Here is a 24,650-nt window from a genome sequence, read left to right as displayed (position 1 = left end):
ACAGACGTCAATTTATGGCTTATTTCCTTTTACGAAGATCCAAGGTATAACCGGTGGTCCACTCGATAAAATCTGCCTTACCTGCGTGTGCCTTAATAGATACACCAGCAAAGAAGTCTTTATAAACATAATATCGGCCACCTATCCGCAGATACATCGGCTTTGTTTCCCGGTTAAATTCATTTCGATGCAAATAGTAACCTACGTTCCCATTCAAATACAACTTGGATGTCAACAAATGGTCGATATAGAATGCCGGCCCTCCCGAAAACAAGGCATTAAAAGAGCTTTCTTTATCGCCCGCCACTTCCGGATCGTTGGCAGAGGCAGAATAAAAAATATTAGCGCCGAGTCCTAGACGCCATTTATATCCTAAATAGCGACTCCAAAAGACACCGATAGTCGATTTAAAGTATTTTCGCTCATTATCCTCATCCAATTGTTTAAAACCAAATGCATAGCTAAACTGAAGTTCGTCTTCTTTCGGGTTCGGGACAATATATTGCTTGCGAAAATCGAAGGTTTTCGCATTGGGCACATAAGTCACGGCAGCTGTGAAAGGAAGCAGATTAATACCTGTGTTAGGTAGTTTTAATGCCCCATTGGAAAAATGATGGAAGGCCAAACCGGCTCCGATCTGAAAATGCCGACTCAATGTATAGTTAACTTGACCACCAAAATCAATAAAAACATTGTTTTTTGTACCAATAATTAAATTGAAGGGATTCTCGTCCTCGCTATAGGGATTAAATCTAACGGATAGACCAAGGGAAATGCGATAATTGAAGTTCCACCGACGGTTTACGCGCGGTTTAATGGGGATGGAAACAAAGCCATAAACAGCATAGGGATCTCCAACATGATCAAGTCCAAAAGTACTGGAATACAACCCTACACCATATACGGGGTAATTGTAAAGCTGGTGGTAAACATCGCCTCCGTGCTTGGTTTGCCAACCGATTTTCAAATTAAAAGCATTATAATAGGCATCCCTTAAGGATTCCTTCGCTCGTTCATTACCCGTTAATACGCCTCCATTTTCGTGTTCCAGTTGAATCACGAAATGCTTCTTTTCACTAATATTTATTGATGAAGAATCTGATAGAGACAAATACCGGGGATGAAATTGGGCCCATGATTTGTGGGTAGCTACCGTAAAAAGTAATAGAAAAGAGAAAACGATTTTCGACAATTTCAACATATTTAATTGCAAAATGGGGGAGCGCAAAGGTAACATTTTTATGCCTTTTTGAAAGTATAAAAAAGGAAAAGACCTTAGCCGAAAAATACAGACTCGATTTTAAGCCCTTTTCAGACCTTTTAAGGAAACAAAACCCAAAGCGGCCACCAAGAAGGTTAAAATCTTATTCGGCCCTTAAAAGCGTTAAAAAGCAGTCTCTTTATTGCAAAGCGCGCTAACTATTGAAAGTCAAGTATGCATTTTAAGGCAACAAGGCGACGGGTATAAGATCAGCATCGACAGATTTTTACTCCATGTGCCATCTGTGCCGGACAAGGCTTAGTGTATTTTATTGGCTTGCTAAAATTTTCGCAATGCCATCCTAAAACGACCACTAAACATAGCCCGCGTACGTCTTTATTATTGCTCGAAAATAAAAATGGAGAAATTAGATAATACCACTTAGCGCTCATAGACAAATGGATCCAAAGAGAAAATTGATTTGGGTTTCTATTACGGGAGGCAGAGCTATTTAAAATGGCTAACCGAATTAAAAAATCATATAGACCAAGCAATTTTTATAGGCAACAAAAGCTCCGCTGAAAAGAGATGACTTTGTATTTACTAGTTAAGGTTATAGCTGGCTTATTATCTTGCTGAGGATTCTTGAAGCTGCCAGTATATTCAAGCAATGTGAATACGAATAAAACACTCAAAAAAATAAGACATAAATTACACTAAGTATTAGAAAAAGAAAGAAAAAAACGATTACAATTCACGCTCGGGTCAATAGCTATACTTTAAAAAAACGACCCTCCTGCACCTACATTACAAACTTCTGTAACTTTAAAACAAGCTGAAAAGAGCGAGAAAAAAAGGAACCGATCTTCTCGAAAAAAAAACAGCACTCGATATGAACTTCTTAACAGGCAATTAACCCTATTGATCACTCCACAAAAAGAAGGCCCACCCACACCATAAGATCTTTTTTTGTTTCGATATAGGAGCATTTTTTTCCAGCTTACCATGCCTTTAAATAAATAGTACTTTTCAAAGATTATGAAAGAAACTACACGCAACAAATGGAAGCCTACAACTCGATGATGCGAAAACCTGGAAGAGTCGAGATCAAACATTTGAAGAGAAGACACGCAAAAAAAAACCATAGATAGTGTAGCGTTGTAAAAAAAATTAAATACATTTACGAAATACACACAAAGAGGCTACTGTTCGCTAAAATTCGTAAAAAAACACAAGACATAAAGCACTTATTCAAACATCTTAATAAATAATAAAAAATTAAAAATCAATTAGTTTTAAACTTTATATTAACAAAAAATAAATATATCAAACAATTAACCAACCAATAAAAAACTAATATTTTTAGCAATCTGTTGTAATGACTCAAAAAAATAAATATAAAACACTTCTTATCAATACATTATCATTAACAATATCACTTTTTTATTCATCATTGGCATTTTCACAGATTTTCGACGACTACCAAAACCCTCCAAGTGTAAAGTGGAGAGAAATACAAACACCCGAATTCCAAGTTATTTTTCCTGCTGAATTTGAGAATCAGGCCCAGCGTCTAACCTATGTCTTAGAATCAGTCCTAGCCAAAGTCAGCAAATCAATTGGTAAAAAACCAAGAAAAATTTCGATTATTTTGCAAAATCGAGACGTGGTTTCCAATGGTTTTGTACAACTCGGGCCGCGCCGTTCTGAATTCAGCACTACCCCACCGCAGCAAATGGATTACCAGGATTGGCTCAATAGTTTGGCCGTGCATGAGCTTCGTCATGTGGTGCAATTCGATAAGATTTCCGGGTATTTAAAAGCGCCACTTTTTGAACAACTAGCCCTAGCTATTTTCGGCATCACACTCCCACCTTGGTTCTATGAGGGCGACGCTGTAGGAATCGAGACAACCCTCAGCACCGCCGGTCGAGGTCGCTTGCCTTCATGGGAACTTCCATTTAGAACAAATACACTAAGTGGTAAAAAATATAGCTATCAAAAAGACTTCTTAGGATCGCTAAAATATATCACTCCGGGTTATTATCAACTTGGGTATTTTATGACGACGAAGATGCGAAGAGACTATGGTGAAAATTTTCTAGAAGACCTGATGACACGGATTGCCAAGAACCCAATTAGACCTTACAATTTCAGTAGCAGCTTAAAGACATTAACGGGTTACAACACGGAATCCTGGCATAAGAAAACGGTGGAAGAGCTTGATAGCTTATGGCGGGATCAGTTGAAAAAAACCAACCCATTAACCTACACATCTTTTCCGGGAAGTCGGTCTGAAATAATTGATTTTTTGTTTCCAAAAGCACTTCCAAATGGTAACACACTAGCCTTACAAAGAAGCAACCATAGTGTACCAAAGATCGTTTCGATCACAGCAGATAACCGGATAGAAGAGGTCATAAAAACCGGAATACAAACCGAGCCGCATTTTTCTTATGGTGGCAACAAGATTACCTGGGACGAGCTTCGCTATGATAAGCGGTATTTGAAAAGAAATTTTCATGTCATTAATGTATATGACCTAGCCAGTAAAAAATACAAACAACTGACCTTTAAAACACGCCTGTTCTCTCCTGCTTTGAGCGCCGATGGGATGCATATTGCCACAATAGAAATCAATCTCGAAAACAGGGCATCGCTACTTATCTTAAACAGCACGACCGGTGCAGAGGAAAGGCGGATTGCTCTGCCTGCAAACCTCAATGTCCAAACTCCTTCTTTTGACAGCAGCGGAACAAAGGTCATTACTACCGCCGTTCAACAACAGGGTGCCACGTTGCTTGAAGTTAACCTCCAAACGGGAGAAAGCCGACTATTGATGGAGTGGCAGAAGCAACAGTTAGAAAGACCGATCTATATTCCGCAAGGCATCTTATTCAAAGCTCATTACAATGGTATCGACAACCTTTATCTGTTACCTTATTCAGGAGAAGCCCCCCAACAAATCACCAATATCAAATTTGGCGCAACCAACCCTTACTTTGATGAATCTTCAGGAAGCATTTATTTCAATAATTATCAGGTAAATGGCTATATGATTAGCAAGCTAAATTTGGAGGAAGCATTCCGTCAGTCTATCACCCCTAGCGGAGATTCCTTTATAAGCTATTTTAAGCCGCTTATACAGCAAGAAAATATAACAGACACGTCTACCTTCATTCCGACGAAAACTTTTGCCTCAAGGCCTTATAAAGACATTCAGCACCTTTTTAATTTTCACAGCATTTCTCCGGTGGGCGATGACATCTCCAGTATAGACAATTTTGATCTAGGCTTGCAACTGATGTCTGACAACTTACTGAACACGCTTTCCACTCGAATTGGATTTAATTATGACCAGAATACCAGTCGTACCGACTACTACGTCAGTGCTTCCTTGAAACGCTGGTTTCCCAAATTCACCGTTGAGTATCGCAATCAAGCGCAGTTAAGCAGTGTTAGGCTTCAGAACAACCCCAATGAGCGCGTCCCTCTCCGATGGAGAGAACACCATACCGAGCTTAAAACCACCATCCCTTTAACTTTTAACCGACTGAACACGCTTTATAACACCGGTGTATCCATTGGGACCAGTTATACTTGGCGTTATGACATCAGTTTAAAGAACATTTCTTTACCGAATTTTTCCCAGGTACGATTTCCGCTTCTTCTGCAGTACTATTTCAACAGAAACAGCAGAAGGAGTTTGCTGGATCTTGCGCCAAAATGGGGACAGAACCTGAATTTCATCTATAGAAGTATGGTTTTTGATCGACGTTTATCGGGAAACCTTTTTTCCATGAAATCTACTTTTTACTTTCCCGGTTTAGTAAACAACCATTCGCTTCAGGCACGTTTTAATTTTCAGGAAAGGAACGGTGATTACCGTTTATCTAACGATATTCCGATGGTTAGCGGATATGATCAACTTCTCACTACCGACGTACATAATACTTTATTTTTGGACTATCGATTTCCTATTGCTTATCCTGATTGGGACATTAGTCCACTTGCTTTTATTAAGCGACTTAAAGCAGGAGTATTTGCCGATTTCGAAAATTTTGGGCGACAAAATCAATTCTCTCCCCGCACTTTAGGTATAGAATTACGTGCCGACCTAAATATTCTCCGGTTCTATTTACCAAATTTCGATGCCGGTGTACGCGCTATTTATGTTAATGATGCAAGCCCAAAAAATATTGTATTCACGTACGGGGTAAGCTATACCTATTGAAAAACAAACAAATAGAACACTTACATGTTCCATAAGTTGGCATATTAGTTGATCTTATTATGAAAAGAGTTATTTTAGTTCAAAAAATAAGCTTATGAGCGCAAAAACTATCTTCATTATTATTTTAACGGTTTTGGTTACCATTATTTTAATGAAAAACACGGATGAAGTAATCTTTTGGATTTTCGGTGACCGTTACATTCCTAAACTTGCTATCTTGGGTAGTATGTTTGCTTTTGGCGTTATTGTTGGCTTCCTTTTAGGACGACCCAGGAGAAAAACTGAAAAATTGAATCCCCCATCACAAAACTTTCAAACAAGCACGAATACAAAATCAGAAGAGTTAACTGACCCTTACCGTTCCAATCTTTCAGAAGATGATCGGAAGTATCTTGATTAAAAGCTAGTTTAAATTAAACGGTTGTTTTTTCTTTATCACACTTTTGGATGCTAACACAAGTACCACTACCATTATTCCGATTACGATAGATAAGATAATCTGCAATGTGGAAAAGAAACGGGTACCTGATATGACAAACTGTGCATCCGCCATTAATTCGCGACCTACCTGAGTTTGGAGCCTTTCTAGCGCGGAAAGCCCTGCAATGGTTCTATCAAGCGCATCCTCGCCACCTTCCCGGTATTTTGTTACACGTTGTTGCAAACCGATCTCAGAAACTCCCAATAAATGATTTTCTAAGGACATATAGTGTGCAAGCTGCTTTTTGAATCCCTCTAGATACATTTTTTCCTTATCAACCAAATAGGTTTTTTCGTATTTATTTAGCAGTGAGTCGATAAATTGATTATGGTACTTCATCCGTCCCGCTAACTGCTCTATACTGACAGCGGAAGGTGTTGTATCATTAAGGAATTGAAGCATCAGGAATTTCTTGGCGTAAAGATGTTCCGTCATATAAAAAATATCGGATGCAGGCACCAATCGGTCATCATACATCGACAAAAGCGCATTGCTAATACTTTTCACATTCTTGTCCTCTAATACCCTGATTAACACCGAGCATGCCATAATACAGAACAACAAAAAAGCAACTTTAAGCTTTTGCCGAATAAAGTAAGTCCACTTCATACTGTCTACAATTGATAGGCCGTGGTAAAAAACAAACATAAGGAAAAATACTTCCTATAACAAAAAACTCGTGGAGTCCGGATAGTAATCAGCTAAACTAATTACGTTTCAATTGAAATATTTCTCTTTCCAGCTGCTCATATTGAATCGCAGCTTCCTCCATCGGCAAGCCAATGGGCATCCCGGGCCGTTCGTGCCCTGTATAGGTAAGCCATGCGTCTTTCATAAACGACTGCCGTTTACCTATCAACGTATATAAATTAACAATATAAGGCTGACTTTCCAGAAAATCGTTTAAGGTTGTTTTAACTAATCCTCCTTGTAAATGAAAATATTGTAACAGAGCCTTTGCTATTAGCCAGTGTCCTTCTTTGCCCGGATGCACGCCGTCTTCAGCAAGTTTGAAGTCAGCATCTTTCTGACGCTTTTTTTCCAAATAAGCACGCATTGGAAAATGTACATCAATTACCTCCCATCCTCTCGCTTTCCGCTGAGCTAACAACCATTCTGCATATTTATCCAAAACAAGATTATAGCCTCCTAAACCCTTATCTTTATCATCATGTATGGGCGGTGTCATAAAAATGATACGTTTAACCCCCGCCGCTTCTAACGAATCACGTAATCTAATCATTCCTCGTTTATACGCTTCAAAGCGATTCATGTCAAAAGGCAAGTATATCCCATCGTTCATTCCATAACAGGCAAACGCAATATCGATCGGTTTGCTCTTCTGAAGCACGCTGGTTACTCGGCTAAAAAGGCAGGGCCTCGGAAATTTTCCATCAGCATGATCAGGCTCGCTAAGACCAGAAACCGTTTCACTTGGTAAAGCCAGATTAATAACTTCGGGATTATTAGCTGGGTAGCTAACGCTTAATGATGTTTCAAATATTGAAACATAATCTCCACCATAAGTTATACTATTGCCGAGAAACAATATTCGCTTAGCGTGTTCTAATGGATAGGGAGCGTCTTGAGCACGTATTACACCCATCCCCGCCATCCAAACGTATATAGTGACGAAAAGTGTAGACAATATACATCCTGATTTTTGCATAACTGGCCTATTTGATGAAACTCAAAGGTAATCACCATTCGGCATTTATTAGTCAGTCATCTTTGCTTTTTATGCTGATCTTTATTCATCAACCTATACGCCTACAGGTAATGCAGAAAACAACAATCTTGCAAAACGGGTTGGAACTTATATTAAAAGTTAGCGGAATAATAAAAGATATTTTTGTCTTTTATTTTACATGCATTATATTTGTCACAGGATAACTGTAAGAACACGAAAGCTATGGGAATTTTTTCTAAAACGGCAGAATATGCAATGCGTGCTGTGTTCTACATTGCACAACGATCACACGAAGGGCAGCGTACAGGTATCAAGGAGATAGCTGATGCTGTAAATTCCCCGGAAGCTTTTTTAGCGAAAATACTGCAAAAATTAAGCAAAGTAGGGCTAATTCAATCGGTTAAAGGCCCTAATGGGGGCTTTTATATTGATACCTCAGGCTTTAGTCGCCCTTTAGCAGACATTGTAATAGCGGTAGAAGGTGACACGATTTTTAAAGGTTGTGGAATGGGTCTATCTTATTGTTCGGAAGAATATCCTTGTCCCTTACATGGCGAATTTAAAAAAGTTCGAAATCAGATCACGCTGATGTTACGCAACACGACCATTGGTCAGTTCAATGCAGAACTTATCAAAGGGCAGCTTACATTAAATAAATAGTTTTTTTACCCAAATAAAAGACTTTAAAGTCTTTTATTAACAACTGAAATAAAAATGAATGAACAACAGAAAGCACTTGTAAAAGGTACCGTACCGGTACTTAAAGAGAATGGAGTACTACTAACTACTCACTTTTACGAAAGGATGTTTAAGCACAATCCCGAGTTGAAACACGTATTCAATATGGGGAATCAGCAAAATAAAAAACAACAAACGGCTCTTGCGATGGCTGTGCTCGCCTATGCCGAGCATATCGATAATCCCGGTATACTGATGCCAGTCGTTGATAGCATTGGACAGAAACACACCAGTCTCGACATAAGGCCGGAACAATATGCCATTGTGGGTGGACACCTCATTGCATCTATTTCAGAAGTGCTGGGAGATGCAGCTTCAGAAGATTTATTGAAAGCTTGGGAGCAGGCATATCATGAACTTGCACAGCTCATGTCCGGACACGAACAGAAACTATATAAAGAAAAATCAACAAAAAGCGGTGGCTGGGTTGGCTGGCGTCCCTTCCGAGTGGAGAAAAAAATAAAGGAATCTGCAGAAATCACCTCCTTTTATCTTTACCCAACTGACAACGGACCAGTGGCAGATTTTCTTCCAGGCCAATACGTCAGTTTACGTTTATTCCTTCCTGAACTTGGGTTATTGCAGCCCAGACAATATAGTATATCCTGCAAACCAAATGGTATCTATTATCGAATATCTGTTAAAAAAGAAATTGGAGCAAAACAACCGGATGGCATGATCAGTAATCGTCTGCATCAACATATTGAAGAAGGTGCTATTATTGATCTTTCAGCACCCTCGGGGAATTTTATTTTGAAGCAAGGAGAAACGTCTCCACAAGTGTTTATTAGTGGCGGAATTGGTCAAACACCCCTCCTATCCATGCTAGAACATTTAGTCGACCGGAAGTCTCCGGTACCAATAACGTGGATTCATGGATGTCGTAACGAGCAAGTACACGCTTTTAAACAACATCTACATCATATCTCATCACAACACGGTAAGCTACAACAGCATATCTTTTACGACGTTGTTAGCGACTCGAAAACAGGAGATATCCTGCCAGGATGGGTTTCCCTTAATAAGATTCCAGAGGACTTCTTGTATCGGCAGGCCCAATATTATATCTGCGGTCCTGGCCCATTCATAAAAACACACTATAATTACCTTTTGTCTATCGGAATCTCAAAAGATTCGATACACTTCGAGGAATTTGGACCTGCTTCAATTTCAGCAGCCTAATGCTAAAATTAGCGATGCACTTCTTAACAAACAGTAGTGCATCGTTACCTGACTGCATTGTCATTAGACCATCATTCCCGCTAACCCATAACTTTGTTTACGTATTAGTTCAGGAACTTGTAGTTAATTTAAAAAACTTACCTTTGTGGTATATGATGAAGAAATTTAGTATTTGTTATTCCCTATTAGTGACCGGCTTACTGCTCACCTTCACTCAGTGCCAACAAAATGCAACTAAGCAGGGCGAAGAACCTGAAAGCCTTCGGGCCAAACAAGCGGAATCGCTGATGGATGGAGACACTACGCTGGTTGCCGTATTGGAAATCGATAGCGTTGTCCGTTTATCGGATAGCCTTCCCATCGTGTTCAAAGTATACAACCCCACAAAGGATACCTTGCGTTTTACGCAATACCATACACCGTTTGAAGGCTTTATAAGCAATTTTCTCACCATTACCAATACACAAGGAACAGAAGTGCCTTATCTCGGTGCTATGGCGAAAAGAGTGATGCCTCCTCCCGCCGAGAGCTATTGTACGGTGGCGCCTTCCACATCGGACAGTATACGCTTTTCGATCATGAAAGGATATGGCATTACTCAACCAGGCACCTATACGATTCAATATAATGCAGGTAATGTAAGTGGTATGGCTAACGGGGAACCGGTAATTGTACGCGTAGTTGAATAAACGTTCTTCAAAAGAATCCATTTTTTTACCAACCAAGAATTAACATAGTCTTAAATCTTAGCTCATATTGACCAACTATTTTTATAGCAAATCAATATTGAAGACTATGCTAAACATAAACGCTAAATATGCTTTACGATTAGGTATAACATCCTTTGTGCTTTCAACCGTATTGATAGGGGGATGTAGTAAAGACGACGACAAAAACGACAATGAAACAAATCCGGAATTGGAAATTGTTGATCAGTCGGTTAATCCTTCCTTAATAAAAACCCTTGCGGGTTTCGACAATCTAAAAATCACTACGCTCATTAGCAGTGATGACGTGTTACCGGAATCACCGGACTTTATCTTTGGTGCGCAACCTGATGGTGCAGGCATGCTTAAAAATCCGGATGGAAGCGGCTACATTCTTATCAATAATCATGAGATACTGCAATCGGTTTCAAGAGTATACTTAAACAACGAATTAAAACCGATCAAAGGCGAATACATTGTAGATTCGGATGGGGGCATGACCCGTTTATGTTCGGCAACCTTGGCAACACCGGAAGAGCACGGCTTTTCAAAACCGTTATTCCTCACTGCGGGGGAAAGCGGCGCTGAATCTTTAATCCATGTGATTGACCCATTAGGGCCGATTGATAAAAAAAACACGCAACGTACAAATCTTGCCTTTGGTCGTTGGAGCGCTGAGAATGCTGTACCATTACCTAAAGATGCCTATTCAGGAAAAACCGTGGTCCTCATTGGCGAAGATGAAGGGGATGGACAGGTGGCCATGTACGTATCGAATAATCAGGGCAACCTGGAAGATGGCAAGCTATATGTACTAAAGAGAAGTGACAATAACACTGTTGAAACGGATATCGAGAAAGGGAACAGCTATGATGTAGAGTTTGTTGAACTCGATAACGTAAAATCCAGCACCGGTGCGCAGTTACAACAACAAACCGTGGAAAAAAACGCCATTATGTTTGCCCGCGTAGAGGATATCGACTATAAAAAAGGTGGAGGAGCCAATGGCAGGGAGGTTTACTTTACCGCTACCGGCGTAAGTCAGTCTGATAAATTGACACCTGTAACAGGGAAAACCATGTGGGGCCGCGTTTATAAACTGGTTTTAGACGCAGACAACCCGCTGAAAGGAAAATTGGAAATAGCTGTTGACGGCATCGATAACCCAGGTGAGAGCATTGTAAATCCAGATAACCTGTGCGTAACGGAGAATTTCGTATACATTCAGGAGGACGGCGACTCTTTCTATAAAGAAAACAAACATGATGGAACGATTTGGCAATACGCCATAGCAACAAAAGAGTTGAAACCGATGCTTCAAATGAACCACCGAAGAAATGAAGCAGCTTTTAACGCAAAATACAATCCGGATAACGTTCAAACGTTGAGCACTTGGGAGTATGGGGCTATGTATGATATATCTGATCTAATCGGTAAACCCAATACCTTTGTCGTCAATATTCACCCGCACACGTGGAAAGATGACAAATACTTAAATGCAGATGGGGGCGATGCCCGATTGACAGATAACAAAGAAGGCGGACAAGTGGTCATTGTACAAGGAATTGCTAAATAACCAATTCATCACATCTACCTATTTTCCCCTTGTAGCAAGGCTACAAGGGTATTTTAGTTTTTATATCGCTTATGGCGCATCGGCATTTTATTCTATCGACTTTGCTTGTTGCACTCATTTTTTTGGCAACGCTTTGTTCACCCAATGCAACAGATACAGCTGCAAATAGTAAGGATTATGCATCAATAGAGATACAAAAGCTTACCGTTCTTGTAAATGATTCATTGATGCCCTTAGCTCAACAAGGCAAGGACATAACAGCTGTTAAAAGATCTTTTTTGGCATGTAGAAGGCAATTCAAGAAAATTGAATATTACTTGGAGTATTTTTTTCCCACGACGGTGAAAGCCTTGAATGGCCCTCCCATAGCGGAGATTGAACTTGGTGAAAATTTAATAGAGCCTCCAGGAGGATTTCAGGTCATTGAAGATTATCTCTATAATGAATTAGATACCGCCGCTCGTGCCGAAATGATTAATGAAATCAAAAAATTAAGTGTAGCACTGAAACGGATACAGCAATATCAGTTAGATTATACCATTACTAGTGCGCAAGTATTTGATGCGATGCGCTTGGAGATTTTCCGGATCACCGCATTAGGCATTACCGGATTTGACGCTCCCTTATCTTTAGAGTCTCTCCCCGAAGCCGCTGCCTCTCTGGAAGGTTTACGAAACACCCTCTTCCTTTATACAAAACATGATGACGTGTTAACAGCTATCGACCGGTCAATCTCCTATTTAGAAGACCATAATAGTTTTAATGGCTTTGATCGTCTGACCTTTATTACGGACTACTTGAACCCACTCAATGCGTCTCTACAAAAATTACGCAAACAATTAAGCTTGCCTACCGTACCGAGTCTTTCTGCGCTGAATGACGATGCCAACAGTCTTTTCGGAAGCTCAGCTTTAAACGTGAACAAGTTTGTCAGCAATAAAAACGACTATTTTTCAAACGAAAAGGCGACACTTGGTAAAGCTCTCTTTAACGATGTCCGTCTATCAAACGGAAACCGGAAAAGTTGCGCCAGTTGCCATCATGCTGATAAGGCCTTTACAGATGGGCTGGTAAAAGCAAGGGGAATTGACACTAAAAAGAGCTTACTTCGCAATACACCCACCCTTACCTATGCCGGTTTTCAACGAGCATTTTTTTACGATCATAAAGCAGGCACACTGGAGGACCAAGCGTTAGATGTAGTACACAATGAAATGGAAATGAAAGGTGAATTGACCATGACCGCTGAGGAACTGCAGAAAGACAGCACGTTTGTAGCATTTTTTGACCGAGCTTACGGTACTAGTTCCGGAAAGATCAATCCATGGAAGATTCAACATGCACTTGCGGCGTATATTCGTTCTTTGGCGCCTTTTACCTCAAAGTTTGATCGATATATGGAAGGCGACCTTAAACAATTAAATGAATCAGAAAAAATAGGTGCCAACTTGTTTATGGGAAAAGCCAAATGTGCTACTTGCCATTTTATACCACTTTTCAACGGAAGCCCGGCACCTCTATTCGATAAGACAGAGGCAGAAGTGTTGGGTGTCCCGGAAAAACCGGATACACTGCATGCAACCTTAGATAAGGATATGGGTCGGTATTTGTTAAATCCATACGAACAGTACGCTTACGCTTTCAAGACACCGACACTGAGAAATATTGCGAAAACGGCTCCGTATATGCATAACGGGGTTTATAAAACGTTAGAAGAAGTAGTGGACTTTTATAACCGCGGAGGCGGTGCCGGGATTGGTATTCATTTAGACAACCAAACACTTTCGGATCAAAAATTGAATTTATCCGAGCAGGAAATTCGGGATATCGTCGCTTTTATGCAAGCCTTAAGCGATGAGTAGCCAGCAAGTCACTTATAGAGGTTTAAAGACAATAACCAATATTGTTGCTTCGCTAAGCCCCTTAGTGGATCGGAACCGTAATTGAAAGAACCACCCAAGCTCACTCTAATCGGTTTATCAACCAGAAACCACTCAATCCCACTTTGCAATAACTGTGTATAACCCTCGTCAATATTCGTCGAATTAACTAAATCGGTACGCCCGGTATAATCAACGGCAATACGCAGCAAAGGATCCGGTGTAAGCGTTTTCTTTCGGATAATATCGAAGTAAGCGGAAAGGGTAAATAAAGGACGCAAAAGTAACCCTTGACTAGCCTCATCAAAGGCTTGCATAGTTTCCTGTATCTGGAATCCTAAAAATGGGGAAATATAAAAACGACTGCCGGTATCAGAGGCAAATTTATAGGTGTTAATTGGGCCACGATCACCCATAAACGTAAATAGAAAATTACCCATCAATGAATGACTACGACTTATCTCATCATAGGTGTAACCGGCATTGCCGTTGAGAAACCATGATTTTTTTGCTCCCCGATTTATTAATCCCGAGAAGCCATAAGCAGCTTGCATATTGTGTTGTTCGACCGCTGTGAGTGTATTTTTGTGGTATTCGGCAATCAGCGAGGAAATCCAACGGGTACTTTTGCTGCTGAGGTTCATCGATACACCTACGTTCACCAACCAAGAGCTGCTATCACTTTTTGGCAAAGTTATCTGAAACTGCGCGGGTACTTCCCGAAATTCGGCGGTTTCCATCGACTGCCTAATTTTGATATTCCTTTCAAACCAGTTTGACCGGTCTAAAGATTGTGAAAAGGCCACGTTACTTCCAAATAGTAAGAAGTAATATAAGATTGTTTTCCTCATCGTATTCAAAGTTTTATTAAGCAATTGCTGCATACACTAAATCAATACAATCTTTTATACTGCCACACGCCTGTACTTCGCTGACGGTAATTTTACGAGGCTTGGTGCTATACCTGACGGCTATATCGTTAAATGACGCGGAGAGCATCAAATATTGATTATCACTGAATTCAAAATCGGTCATTGCCTTCGTGTCTTCTACAACGGAGGGATCCGGATTGGCGTAACCATAACGCATTAGAACCGCTCGTTTGACATCCGCCGCCAAGTTCCTACTTTTTACCTCTCTCGCAGTGTGAGGTACTGCCGCTAGTATTTTTTCAGACACTTGAAAGTCTATAGAATCTATCAGCTCCGGAAAGTCAATAAAAGGATTCCTATTGCCTTGCAACAAAAATATCTCCCGATTACGATGTTTCTCGTAAAGCGTAACGGCTTGTTCTTTTGCCCATCGCTTCAATAACACGATATCTTCGTCTTTATAAACACTTATTGCATTCGGATACCGCAACAGGAAGTATAAAGTAGCCCGGGCCACAATTCCTTTGTTATTTTCGGGTTCAAACTGATCATCTTCCATATAGCCGCAAGTGGCCATTTCTTTTTCCATTTGCGATGGTATTGGTTTGTATCCCTCAAAATCATAATAGGGATGATTGTTTCGAAAACTATTGCACCGAGGTTCGCAGGCAAACAGATGATGTAAATCGCCCCTCATTGGTTCACGTGCATCAAACCAAGATTGGCAAACAACATGTTCGCAATTATAGGGCAGGGCCTTCTCGATTGTCTTAAGCTCGCTCCGATAATCCTCACGGTTCATTGTGCCGGCTTTTTTACTCCATTCTATAAACCGAAGCTTACGTTCGATATCAATACGTTGATCAGCCAATTGCAACTCCTCTATGGTGAAGGATTTGCCCGAATAGATACTTCTTAACAGCCCATCAGGGTATATATCTACTTTTGGATACACATATTTAGACGGTTGATAGGATAAGGGATTCGTATGACTACTTTCCAACAGTCTTTGTAATCGGTTATAATCCGCCTCCCCCACATCACCAACTTCTTGATAATATCTCTTTTTGTCTTCTTCATCGTTAGCCTGTGGATAATAAAGTTCGTCGGTCAACTCGGCCGGTTGGATTCCCGACTCTTTTTCTATAATAGATAGATCAGAAAGCGGCGCAAAAAATTCAGCTAAAAAGGAAAATTGCTTAATAGCATGGCTTCTGATGTCATGTATAATACTACTGACGCGTACGCCTTCGTTCTCTTGCCAATTGATCTGCATTTCTCCTTCCGCGCTGTCCCATACCGTTCCGGCAAGGTTCAAAATCTGACCTGCTGTATTATAACGGGGAACACCCGCATGATGAAGGGCTACCACTTCCCAATCGTCGTTAAAAACCGGGGCTCCGGAAGAACCACTTTTTGTATCGGCAACGTAGCGAACAAATTGAGTGAGCGATAAATCCGTCACACTGTTTTCACGTAACACGACTTGTTTTGGGGAACCGTCAGCGTGTTGAATAATGGATACATAATCACCCTCCTTAATTTTGCCTAAATCACTGCGTAAAGGTAGAAAACCGAATTGCTGTAAAAGGGCTACTCCCTGTCTATCGTTGTGATCCACCCATACAATTGTAAAATCGAGGACTTCATTGGTATAGAACAGCTTATCAGCATCAAAACGATACTGACTTGTTCGTAAAACTGCACCTGTTTCGTTTTCCTCATAGTTAAACTCGGCACTGGAATATCGCGCCCATTCGGTTGTAGGCAAAACATGATGATTAGTTAGCAGAATTTGCGGAGCAATTAAAAACCCGGTTCCAAAACCTGCAGGTCCGACGTCCGATGTAATATGAATTCGACAAACCGACTGCGCTGCTTTCGCTCCCTTGCGTAAATAATGGACATTCAATAAATCGTTCCGTCCGATGATCCGCTCCTGAAAATTCGGATCATTGATAAATTGTTCGACGGAAAGATCATGCTGTTTTAAATAGTTGCTTAGATCTAATGGATTGACCGCTGTTAACGGCCTATTTTTTATCTCGGAAGATTTCTCAACCGATGAGATCTTTTTATCTTTTTGCCGATCACGAACGCGTTGAATTTGGTCTAGGAACAGAGAAAGCATTTTCATACATGAGATATTGGCTCATTGCATTTAACAAAAATTTAAACCTATTGTTGAAACTAAAACGAGAAAAAAAAGTTTTATAAAAAAAGACCTAAAATGAAGCAAGACAAAAAAAGACGGCACTGCGCCACGATGGAAGTTTTTCATCGCCAAGCTGATATTTTTCCTGAGTATATGCGGGCGCAAGCACTTATTGAAAGTGATATCGACAAGGTTTTAGAGGGACGCAAGACCTTACGGTTTGCTGCTCCCGCTAAGATTCAGGTCGTTGTGCATATCGTCTATCATACACCAACGGAAAATATTTCGGATGAGCAAGTAAGAAGTCAAATAGAGGTGTTAAACGCCGATTTTCGCCGACAGAATACGGATAAGGGAAAAGTGCCCTCCGTATGGGAAGAATTGGCCGCGGATTGTTTTATTGATTTTGAACTGACTCCTGACGGCATTACGAGAACACAGACCGAAGTGGCCTCTTTTGGCACCGACAATGCAGTGAAAAGCACCGAGATGGGTGGCATTGACGCCTGGCCGACCGACAAATACTTAAATATTTGGGTTTGCAACCTACAGGTAGGTCTCCTAGGTTATGCACAATTTCCTGGCGGTCCAAGTGATACAGATGGCGTTGTCATTAATTTCAGGGCCTTTGGTACCATGGGTACAGCCGAAGCACCTTTCAATTTGGGGCGGACTACCACGCATGAGGTAGGGCACTACCTGAATCTTTCCCATATCTTCGGCGACGGAAGAAGCAATTCCTGTGAAGATACCGATTATGTAGAAGATACGCCAAACCAATTGGGACCTAATTATGAAAAGCCTACTTTTCCGAAAATTTCCTGTAACAATGCTCCCAATGGCGACATGTTTATGAACTACATGGATTATGTGGATGACGACAGTATGTTTATGTTCACAAAGGGACAAGCCGCTAGGATGAAAGCCACTTTGCTCGGCCCGCGCGCCTCGTTACTCGCGACAAAACCAGCCATTGAAGACAATGAATAAAGAATATTTAAAAGGGAAATGGGTTCACTCTTTTGAAGAGGACAGCGGCGATGAAATGGTTTATCGACCTGAGGGGTTTTCATTGCCCCTGGCTAGAGGACGTGATAAAATCAACCTGGAAGAAGACGGGAAGTTGGTCAATTCATATCCCGGCCGCGATGATGTACCCCGATCTGACACGGGATCGTGGCAGCTGGAGCAAGATAAACTCATTTTACGTTTTGATACCGATAATAAAGAGCAATATACCATCTGCGAAATCAGTACGGAAAAGCTGGTACTAAAAAGAGAGGTTTAAAGATAATCGATCATGAAAAAAATTGATAACCGGATTTTATTAATATTTCCTATATTCATTTTCGTCTATGCCCTTATTCGCGATGATAAGCACACAGAGGGACAGACCTACGCTTACTTCATTTTAGCTTCTGTATTTACCTTATTGATTGCCTTATTGCCCCGTTTAACAGAACTTACGCTAAGTGAAAAAGGACTATCGGTTAAAATGCTTGATCAGATATCCAAGCGAGTCGCAGAATTGGAAACTTTAACAGACCCAACCCATAGAGCCCAGTTGGGACGCGATAAAGATTTTGATCAAGAATTAAATGAAAAAATCGGCGCGCTAAAAGAAAGTATTGCCAACTATAAAATGATATCGGAAAGAAAGCCTGAAAATCGTTAATACCTTTCTCGAATCTATACCGCCTTGAATCTTTAACCTCGTACCGGATATAGGTAACAGGGTCTCATGTTATTTCACCCACTGTAACCAGTCCTTTACCATAACTTAGGTTATAAAGACATAGAAAAAAGAATATGAAAATGGTTAAATATCCAAAATAATCGTAATATCATCGTTTTTTCATCGTAAATTTACTATAAAAGATACGATGATTTTACGATAAAAAAACGGTTAATAAACGATAAAATTGAATCTTTATATAAGATCTGTTTCATGTTTATTATAGCTTATTTTATATTTTGTTTATAACATGGAAATAACTCGTTGAAAGCTTGCACGTCAGGTGCTTTAAAAACGGGGTAAGAATCAAAAACAAAAGGTAACTTGCAACGTTTCTAAAAATAGAATAAAACCTTTCTAAACGCTTATATAATGAATACATATAACAAATTGGGTTGGCCCCTTGTGATGCTCTCGGCAATTACTTTGCTTACTTCCTGCAACAATAAGCCTAAAAGCGCAGACGCGACTAAAACTGAAACCGTTAGATTGTTTCCAATAGCCAGCAATCCAGATAATCCGTCTGTAATCTATCTCAGCTTAACAGACAAAAAAGATAGTGATACGTCCATTGCGTATACCGCCAAAGGGCTTTATCAAAACGACACCGTCAGTTTTTTAGTTGAGATTAGTAAAAACATTCCTGCCGGCATTAACAAAGATGGTTCTGTTAATCAGAAAGATGGCTTTAAAAAAGGAAGCATCACCTTTAAAAGTGCCGGAGCGCCGAGTGACGCATTTGTAACTGCGCTAGCGAGCTTATGGAAAGTAGATGGCATTCGGAAAATGAAAGCAGCTCCTATTCAGCCCTTGGCGTTTTCGTCGAATAAAAAGTCTTTTGATCCCAACAAACCTTCAACGAACAGTTTTAAATTGTTTTTTGATGATGACTCAGCGAGCCCCGGTGAGGTTTTTTTCACCTTTGATACGTATAAACGTAGTATACAATTTCAAGAAAAAGACACCGTACAAAGGAATGCCATTGTACACGCGCTTGGAGAATAACGATTTAGAAGAAATCGAGAAATCACAAAGGCTGCGTTTTGAGTAACGACAGCCTTTGTGTATTATAATCAACCTAAACCTTATCTCAATAACGCATTTTTATCAAATTTGTTTTACTAACCGATTTTTTTTCACTCGTCGACTTTCATATTTTCGTTGACATCAAACTTCAATGATACAGGAACAGTTTGCATGCAAAAATTCAAAAAATTACCGGTACAGACACTTATTCGAGAACATTACCTGAGGATCGAACGCTTACAGAAAGACTATCAAAATCTATCTGCCACACCGCATCGCCATGATCATTACGAACTGGTTTGGGCCCTAGGGGATGGTGAACACTTTATTAATTTTAAGCCCTATCCGCTTCAACGGAATCGTATATATTTCCTTCAGCTCGGGCAGGTGCACCAATTCCCGGAATTTGAACGCTCAGGGTGGATATTTCTGATCAGTGAAGAATTAATGCAATACTTTTTCAGCTTACATCCACAGGAAGAAGGCAAAGGCCTTTTTGATACATTTAGTACGCAGCCTTTTGTTGATATGGATGAAGATACAATACGCTTTCTTAGACATATTATTCAGCTTCTTTTGTTAGAGCAGAATCAAAAACCGCTAGGTAAGAATATGCTTTTTCATTTAACAGCTAGCCTCTTATTACTATTGAACACCAAACATGCTTCTGAGAAAAAGTCGGTGATTTTATCGAATCCGGAGCGTAAAGTCCTCTTGGATTTGCGGAAATTGATCCAAAAGCACTACCGCGATGCACATGGAATTAATTTTTACCTTAATATGCTTCATGTGCCAGCGAAAACACTCAATAGGATTTGTCGGAAAGCAACCGGGAAAACGGTTCATGAACTTTTCGAAGATAAGCTCTTAACAGAAGCAAAAATGGCGCTGTTGAGCACTTCGAACAGCGTAAAAGAGATTGCTTTTGATCTAGGATTCAATGACCCCGCTTATTTCGGCCGCTTTTTTAAGCGTGTCACCGGATTCACACCACTTAAGTATAGAGCGATACACAGTGCCTAAAAGTACCGGACATTAACAGGAAATCACTATAGCCCTGTTCGCATGACTTGTATTTTTGCCTTCCTATGAAGGCACAACGGAATACAATTTTGGCAATAATAATAGGCATTATCTCCGCGCTATTTTTATCCTCTACATTTACCATCAATAGTTTATTAGCCCATACCGGTAGTCATTGGGCATGGACAGCTTGCTTAAGAAGCTTATTTATGATTCCTGTAATGCTTCTCCCGTTATTGGTTACAAAGAAATTCAAAACTTTCTGGCAGGCCATAAAGCGTTATCCTCTTTTATTTTTTAAATGGGGGAGCATCGGATTTGGGGGATTATATACCTGTATGGCATTGGCTTCTTTGCTTATTCCCGGTTGGCTAGTTGCAGCAACCTTTCAGATTAACATCTTAGCAGGCGTGCTTTTAGCACCCTTTCTTTATAACGATCATCGAAAGAAAATTCCAGTTAGAGCTTTGGCACTTTCCTTATTAGTTGTATTCGGCGTGCTGATCATGCAACTTGATAAACTTATACAATTGCATGACGGACGCTCCTTGATGATCAGCTTCGTTTTGGTGCTCGTAGGAGCCATTGTCTGGCCACTTGCCAATCGCAAATTATTAATAGAACTGGATAGCCGACAGGTGCCGCTAAATGCCATGCAAAGAGTGCTGGGTTTAACGGTAGGTTCTCTTCCCTTGTGGTTAGTACTTGCCACCTATGCCTTTTCGCAAGTAGGTATGGCTCCCGGACCCCAATTGCAGGCATCTTTTTACTCAGCCATATTCTCCGGTTTTCTGGGTGGAGTAGGTTTTTATAAAGCTACTCAGATGGTGAAGCACGATCCGATAGCATTAGCGACTGTAGAAGCTACGCAGGTCTTCGAAATATTTTTCACATTAATCGGTGAAATTTGGTTAATCAACGCTTCTCTACCAAATCTCTACGGTTTTAGTGGTATGCTCGTGATTATCCTTGGTATGATCTTCCAAATTTCGCTTTCTATTCAGCACGCAAAAAAGAATAAATTACGATCTGCTTAAGCTAAAAACAGGTCGGTTGACTCATAACAGATCCAACCGACCTGACCGACTGTTAATTATCCAATAGCTTAGTGGCCTCTTCTCCTTCTATTTCTTCTAACTGTGTTTCTTTTGTCATTAAAAAGCTGCCTTGGCTACGTGCTTTAGTCCACCTACCAAGGGCGAGATTATACTTGCCACCTAACATATAAAAGTAACCCGCATCCGATGGCGTATGGTAGGTAAGTGCTTTTGTGTTCGTGCCGGCTCGATAAAAAGCTTGTACTGCCATATCAAGCGGATTGATAATATCATACCAATCGGTATTTGTAATAGGATAGCCTACATTGCTTCCGTTAAACAAGCTACCTCCGGTACCAACAAAGATAACATCAACCGGGACTGATTCCTTTGTAACCTCGGTACCCTCAAAAACGGCAATTCCAGATGCATTTCCGGAGTTGGCCAGCAGATTAGTTGTGGGATTACCAAAATCAAAACCTGGATTGCTATTATAAGCGTAGGCTGTAATCCAGTTTGCACTCGATATATCGGTGGAGTTTGTGCTGTTAATCCGCTTATTGGTTCCACCTACATAAAAATAGGTTCCTTTAGGAGCAAATCCTGAACTTAAGTTAAATTTATAAGTCCGTACTCCTCCCGTGGCCCAACCATTGGCGGGAAAACCTGTTGGTGTAGAAGCATTGGCATTATTGGTGGTGACCAAAGAAAAAGGTGTCTTCGAGAAATCGATATCCTGCGTAGCCATTAACTGGATGTATTCATTGTTAGCGTCCGTACCTCGAGGGTCGCTCGCAAACCCGGTGATGATAACCTTCGGAATCGCATAGTCTGAATTTAAAGCGACAATATCTGCACCGCGTCGAGGACGATGATAAGGCACTAAAGTACCGCTATCTGTAATGTGGTTGAAAATGATTCCATAATAATTGGCCATTTTATAAACTTCTTGATTTGCAAAGGCCGCTTGATTATCCGTCTCCAATGTTAAGTTACCGAAACCGTCGTTGATCGTTTTTGAGCCGCCAACTGTTTCTCCCGTCTTTGGTATCGGGTTAAAACCACCCTTAACAATGGCGACAAGTGTACTTTCATAATCATTCGGTTTTAGCAAAATCTGGTCGATAGTCACGACATTAGCAGGTAACGTCAAACCACTGGCTACACGGGTAACCTTCTCCGTACTGATACCACTTAGTTGAAGGATGCCATCCACGCGATTCATCTCAGCCCCCACCACGTCGATCACCACGGAATCCCCTGGAAGGTAATCCGCAGCTTCAGCCCCCAGAGCGATACTGATACCCCTTTGGAAGTTTAAACGGCGCTTATCTTGAATGATTAATAATCCTTCAGGCAAGTTCCCTTCCCGATGATCGGAAATAACCCATCCTGCAATTTTGCTTGAACCGCCCAATGATTCGACGGTCAGCGTCACCGGACTATCCTTATAGAGACTCCGGAGGTCATAAATACCGATGTAAGGACTTACCTCACCCCCGGGGTAATTTGTCTTGGTACACGCAGACAACAGCATACCAACCACTAATAGTATAAGTAAATATAAACTCGTTTTCTTCATTGCATTTATGGTTTTTGCCACCAAACTTTTGTATTGATTTCATCAGGCCCCTGCTGCGCAATAGCCAGTTTGTAATTAGTAGGATTTGACGACTGAACATATACCGGATAAAATAAGCGGGCCGGCATTTCGCCATTATTTGCTAATCCCTCACCTTTAGGTAGCACGGGGTAACCGGTTCGCCTGTATTCAAACCACTGCTGAAGATCTACCAAAAACAAAGCATAATATTTTTGTTGGTGAATACGTGCCATCTTTTCCTCGAAACCGGCCGATTCGTCCCATTGTACATCTGATGCAGCCAAATGTGCACGTATTGACACATCCCAATTGGGTAACCAAAGTTTAATACTACTTTCCGCACCGCTATAGAAGTACTCTTCGGCAGAACCCGCCACCCAACCTCTAAGCACGACTTCTGCCTTGATAAGCTGCAGCTCAGCAAAATTCATAATTATACCGGTCAGCGGCTCTGTCTGCAAACTGTTAACCCCACTATTTTGGTCATAAGAATAGAAATAAGACATCCGGGTATATTCTTCAGTCCCTGCTGCATAGCCCGATGGCACCCCCACAAAATTTCCCGAAACCGGAGCGATTCCCCAACGATTAATGCCTGAAGTTCCGTATTCGGGGATATTAATGCGTGGATCATTCGTATCACGCAAGAAATCAATAAAAAAACTACAGATTCCTACTCCCCTAAAATCTTGTGCCCTGGTGTTCATATAGGGTGAGCGATAGGCACCTTCGCCTGTCCATCGCAAAATGGCAGAATCATCGTTATTTGTAAATACAGGATATTTTGAACTATTGGTTAAGATTTCCTGTATTTTTGAGATCACCATATCCTGCACATCCGCCTTGTGCGACGCACGCAACAACAACCTTAAGTAGAGCGAATTACACAATTTACGCCATTTACTAACATCTCCACCGTACACAGGGTCATGTATGGCTTCAATAATATCGTTACTGCTTAGCAATGTATTAGCAGAATCTAGCTTCTGATACATATCTAAATAAATGTCCTTTTGCGCATCGAAACGAGGTTCCAAGATCAGGGAATCGCGTCCCAAGTTCGATTGCGAATAAGGAATATCTCCATAGGTGTCTGTCAGAATAGAGTAAGTCCACGTTTGCAAAAGCAGCGAAATTCCTTGATACGAACGATTAAAGTTTATCCCTTCGAGTGCTTTGAGATAGAGATCTTTGTAGTTAGTAAGCTCCGTATAGTGGCTATTCCATAAATAGTCGGCCCAGCTTCGCCGAAAGTCATAACGAAACACTTTTCCATCCCCGTCACCAAGTGATACTGTTACTTGCATCAGTTCATTATTAAAGGTGCGGTTGCGCGCCATGTTATAGCTCACCGAATTGATGAGCGCATTAGCCATAAACTGATAAGGATAAGCTTCCGTTGTTTTAGTAGGATCTGTATTTAATTCCTCAAAGCCTTTATCGCAGCTACTAAGTAATGCAGCGACAAGGAGCAAAAGACCATAAATAATATTTCTCTTCATTTTTTAAT

The 24,650-nt window shown here is 40.7% G+C and carries 20 protein-coding genes; 13 read left to right on the top strand and 7 right to left on the bottom strand.

The features are described 5' to 3' along the window. Window positions 1–19 precede the first annotated feature (19 nt). Window positions 20–1,237, bottom strand: coding sequence for an acyloxyacyl hydrolase (locus E0E36_RS17265; protein ID WP_130857027.1), 1,218 nt, complete (start codon window positions 1,235–1,237; stop codon window positions 20–22). Between the two features lie 1,342 nt (window positions 1,238–2,579). Between E0E36_RS17265 and E0E36_RS17260 the strand changes: the two genes are divergently transcribed. Then, on the top strand, window positions 2,580–5,435 hold the full coding sequence (locus E0E36_RS17260) for a TolB-like translocation protein (RefSeq protein WP_130857025.1): 2,856 nt from the start codon (window positions 2,580–2,582) through the stop codon (window positions 5,433–5,435). 94 nt (window positions 5,436–5,529) lie between these two features. Then, window positions 5,530–5,835 carry a hypothetical protein gene (locus tag E0E36_RS17255; RefSeq protein ID WP_013665789.1) on the top strand — a complete coding sequence of 102 codons (306 nt, stop codon included), beginning with the start codon at window positions 5,530–5,532 and terminating at the stop codon, window positions 5,833–5,835. A 3-nt stretch (window positions 5,836–5,838) separates the two neighbouring features. On the opposite strand, the gene E0E36_RS17250 is transcribed toward E0E36_RS17255, so the two are convergent. Next, window positions 5,839–6,525: an MCP four helix bundle domain-containing protein gene (locus E0E36_RS17250; RefSeq protein ID WP_165447020.1), complete on the bottom strand. Its 687-nt coding sequence runs from the start codon at window positions 6,523–6,525 to the stop codon at window positions 5,839–5,841. Between the two features lie 97 nt (window positions 6,526–6,622). Further along, complete coding sequence (locus tag E0E36_RS17245; protein ID WP_130857022.1) at window positions 6,623–7,585, bottom strand: SGNH/GDSL hydrolase family protein; 963 nt, start codon at window positions 7,583–7,585, stop codon at window positions 6,623–6,625. A gap of 243 nt (window positions 7,586–7,828) precedes the next feature. On the opposite strand from E0E36_RS17245, the gene E0E36_RS17240 reads away from it, so the two are divergent. The 5 genes from E0E36_RS17240 to E0E36_RS17220 all read left to right on the top strand — a co-directional run bounded on the left by E0E36_RS17240 (window position 7,829) and on the right by E0E36_RS17220 (window position 13,671). Then, complete coding sequence (locus E0E36_RS17240) at window positions 7,829–8,266, top strand: RrF2 family transcriptional regulator (RefSeq protein WP_013665785.1); 438 nt, start codon at window positions 7,829–7,831, stop codon at window positions 8,264–8,266. A gap of 54 nt (window positions 8,267–8,320) precedes the next feature. Then, window positions 8,321–9,526 (top strand): NO-inducible flavohemoprotein, encoded by a 1,206-nt coding sequence (hmpA, locus tag E0E36_RS17235; RefSeq protein ID WP_130857020.1) that lies wholly within the window; start codon window positions 8,321–8,323, stop codon window positions 9,524–9,526. Window positions 9,527–9,678: 152 nt separating this feature from the next. Continuing rightward, complete coding sequence (locus E0E36_RS17230; RefSeq protein ID WP_130857019.1) at window positions 9,679–10,215, top strand: hypothetical protein; 537 nt, start codon at window positions 9,679–9,681, stop codon at window positions 10,213–10,215. A 106-nt stretch (window positions 10,216–10,321) separates the two neighbouring features. After that, window positions 10,322–11,809 carry an alkaline phosphatase PhoX gene (locus E0E36_RS17225; RefSeq protein WP_207303776.1) on the top strand — a complete coding sequence of 496 codons (1,488 nt, stop codon included), beginning with the start codon at window positions 10,322–10,324 and terminating at the stop codon, window positions 11,807–11,809. A 71-nt stretch (window positions 11,810–11,880) separates the two neighbouring features. Then, window positions 11,881–13,671, top strand: a complete 1,791-nt coding sequence (locus tag E0E36_RS17220; RefSeq protein WP_130857017.1) for a cytochrome-c peroxidase — start codon at window positions 11,881–11,883, stop codon at window positions 13,669–13,671. 8 nt (window positions 13,672–13,679) lie between these two features. On the opposite strand, the gene E0E36_RS17215 is transcribed toward E0E36_RS17220, so the two are convergent. Next, window positions 13,680–14,540, bottom strand: coding sequence for a hypothetical protein (locus tag E0E36_RS17215; protein WP_130857015.1), 861 nt, complete (start codon window positions 14,538–14,540; stop codon window positions 13,680–13,682). A gap of 16 nt (window positions 14,541–14,556) precedes the next feature. Next, window positions 14,557–16,698 carry an endonuclease gene (locus E0E36_RS17210; protein WP_130857014.1) on the bottom strand — a complete coding sequence of 714 codons (2,142 nt, stop codon included), beginning with the start codon at window positions 16,696–16,698 and terminating at the stop codon, window positions 14,557–14,559. 93 nt (window positions 16,699–16,791) lie between these two features. Between E0E36_RS17210 and E0E36_RS17205 the strand changes: the two genes are divergently transcribed. From E0E36_RS17205 to E0E36_RS17180, 6 genes are all read left to right on the top strand, one after another. After that, window positions 16,792–17,706, top strand: a complete 915-nt coding sequence (locus tag E0E36_RS17205; RefSeq protein WP_130857012.1) for a zinc metalloprotease — start codon at window positions 16,792–16,794, stop codon at window positions 17,704–17,706. Then, on the top strand, window positions 17,699–18,004 hold the full coding sequence (locus E0E36_RS17200; RefSeq protein ID WP_130857010.1) for a lipocalin-like domain-containing protein: 306 nt from the start codon (window positions 17,699–17,701) through the stop codon (window positions 18,002–18,004). Before E0E36_RS17205 ends, E0E36_RS17200 begins: the two co-directional genes overlap by 8 nt. A 12-nt stretch (window positions 18,005–18,016) precedes the next feature. Continuing rightward, window positions 18,017–18,391: a hypothetical protein gene (locus E0E36_RS17195; RefSeq protein WP_130857008.1), complete on the top strand. Its 375-nt coding sequence runs from the start codon at window positions 18,017–18,019 to the stop codon at window positions 18,389–18,391. 432 nt (window positions 18,392–18,823) lie between these two features. Then, window positions 18,824–19,456 (top strand): hypothetical protein, encoded by a 633-nt coding sequence (locus E0E36_RS17190; RefSeq protein ID WP_130857007.1) that lies wholly within the window; start codon window positions 18,824–18,826, stop codon window positions 19,454–19,456. Between the two features lie 192 nt (window positions 19,457–19,648). Beyond that, window positions 19,649–20,500, top strand: coding sequence for a helix-turn-helix domain-containing protein (locus E0E36_RS17185; protein WP_013665778.1), 852 nt, complete (start codon window positions 19,649–19,651; stop codon window positions 20,498–20,500). Between the two features lie 65 nt (window positions 20,501–20,565). Then, window positions 20,566–21,537 carry a DMT family transporter gene (locus tag E0E36_RS17180; RefSeq protein ID WP_242627287.1) on the top strand — a complete coding sequence of 324 codons (972 nt, stop codon included), beginning with the start codon at window positions 20,566–20,568 and terminating at the stop codon, window positions 21,535–21,537. 52 nt (window positions 21,538–21,589) lie between these two features. Here E0E36_RS17180 and E0E36_RS17175 read toward each other — a convergent pair whose 3' ends face one another. Continuing rightward, window positions 21,590–23,119 (bottom strand): DUF5689 domain-containing protein, encoded by a 1,530-nt coding sequence (locus E0E36_RS17175; RefSeq protein WP_130857005.1) that lies wholly within the window; start codon window positions 23,117–23,119, stop codon window positions 21,590–21,592. 5 nt (window positions 23,120–23,124) lie between these two features. Beyond that, window positions 23,125–24,642 carry a SusD/RagB family nutrient-binding outer membrane lipoprotein gene (locus tag E0E36_RS17170; RefSeq protein ID WP_013665775.1) on the bottom strand — a complete coding sequence of 506 codons (1,518 nt, stop codon included), beginning with the start codon at window positions 24,640–24,642 and terminating at the stop codon, window positions 23,125–23,127. Between the last annotated feature and the right edge of the window lie 8 nt (window positions 24,643–24,650).

The organism is Olivibacter jilunii, assembly GCF_900607235.1.
In the GTDB taxonomy this organism is placed as follows: domain Bacteria; phylum Bacteroidota; class Bacteroidia; order Sphingobacteriales; family Sphingobacteriaceae; genus Olivibacter; species Olivibacter oleidegradans.
This window is presented reverse-complemented; position numbering and strand designations above follow the sequence as displayed.

What these genes read in the sequence shown, in the direction of transcription:
- E0E36_RS17265 (WP_130857027.1), bottom strand. Translation starts at nt 1,237, where the DNA reads ATGTTACCTTTGCGCTCCCCCATTTTGCAATTAAATATGTTGAAATTG.
- E0E36_RS17260 (WP_130857025.1), top strand. Translation starts at nt 2,580, where the DNA reads ATGACTCAAAAAAATAAATATAAAACACTTCTTATCAATACATTATCA.
- E0E36_RS17255 (WP_013665789.1), top strand. Translation starts at nt 5,530, where the DNA reads ATGAGCGCAAAAACTATCTTCATTATTATTTTAACGGTTTTGGTTACC.
- E0E36_RS17250 (WP_165447020.1), bottom strand. Translation starts at nt 6,525, where the DNA reads ATGAAGTGGACTTACTTTATTCGGCAAAAGCTTAAAGTTGCTTTTTTG.
- E0E36_RS17245 (WP_130857022.1), bottom strand. Translation starts at nt 7,585, where the DNA reads ATGCAAAAATCAGGATGTATATTGTCTACACTTTTCGTCACTATATAC.
- E0E36_RS17240 (WP_013665785.1), top strand. Translation starts at nt 7,829, where the DNA reads ATGGGAATTTTTTCTAAAACGGCAGAATATGCAATGCGTGCTGTGTTC.
- hmpA (WP_130857020.1), top strand. Translation starts at nt 8,321, where the DNA reads ATGAATGAACAACAGAAAGCACTTGTAAAAGGTACCGTACCGGTACTT.
- E0E36_RS17230 (WP_130857019.1), top strand. Translation starts at nt 9,679, where the DNA reads ATGATGAAGAAATTTAGTATTTGTTATTCCCTATTAGTGACCGGCTTA.
- E0E36_RS17225 (WP_207303776.1), top strand. Translation starts at nt 10,322, where the DNA reads ATGCTAAACATAAACGCTAAATATGCTTTACGATTAGGTATAACATCC.
- E0E36_RS17220 (WP_130857017.1), top strand. Translation starts at nt 11,881, where the DNA reads ATGGCGCATCGGCATTTTATTCTATCGACTTTGCTTGTTGCACTCATT.
- E0E36_RS17215 (WP_130857015.1), bottom strand. Translation starts at nt 14,540, where the DNA reads ATGAGGAAAACAATCTTATATTACTTCTTACTATTTGGAAGTAACGTG.
- E0E36_RS17210 (WP_130857014.1), bottom strand. Translation starts at nt 16,698, where the DNA reads ATGAAAATGCTTTCTCTGTTCCTAGACCAAATTCAACGCGTTCGTGAT.
- E0E36_RS17205 (WP_130857012.1), top strand. Translation starts at nt 16,792, where the DNA reads ATGAAGCAAGACAAAAAAAGACGGCACTGCGCCACGATGGAAGTTTTT.
- E0E36_RS17200 (WP_130857010.1), top strand. Translation starts at nt 17,699, where the DNA reads ATGAATAAAGAATATTTAAAAGGGAAATGGGTTCACTCTTTTGAAGAG.
- E0E36_RS17195 (WP_130857008.1), top strand. Translation starts at nt 18,017, where the DNA reads ATGAAAAAAATTGATAACCGGATTTTATTAATATTTCCTATATTCATT.
- E0E36_RS17190 (WP_130857007.1), top strand. Translation starts at nt 18,824, where the DNA reads ATGAATACATATAACAAATTGGGTTGGCCCCTTGTGATGCTCTCGGCA.
- E0E36_RS17185 (WP_013665778.1), top strand. Translation starts at nt 19,649, where the DNA reads ATGCAAAAATTCAAAAAATTACCGGTACAGACACTTATTCGAGAACAT.
- E0E36_RS17180 (WP_242627287.1), top strand. Translation starts at nt 20,566, where the DNA reads ATGAAGGCACAACGGAATACAATTTTGGCAATAATAATAGGCATTATC.
- E0E36_RS17175 (WP_130857005.1), bottom strand. Translation starts at nt 23,119, where the DNA reads ATGAAGAAAACGAGTTTATATTTACTTATACTATTAGTGGTTGGTATG.
- E0E36_RS17170 (WP_013665775.1), bottom strand. Translation starts at nt 24,642, where the DNA reads ATGAAGAGAAATATTATTTATGGTCTTTTGCTCCTTGTCGCTGCATTA.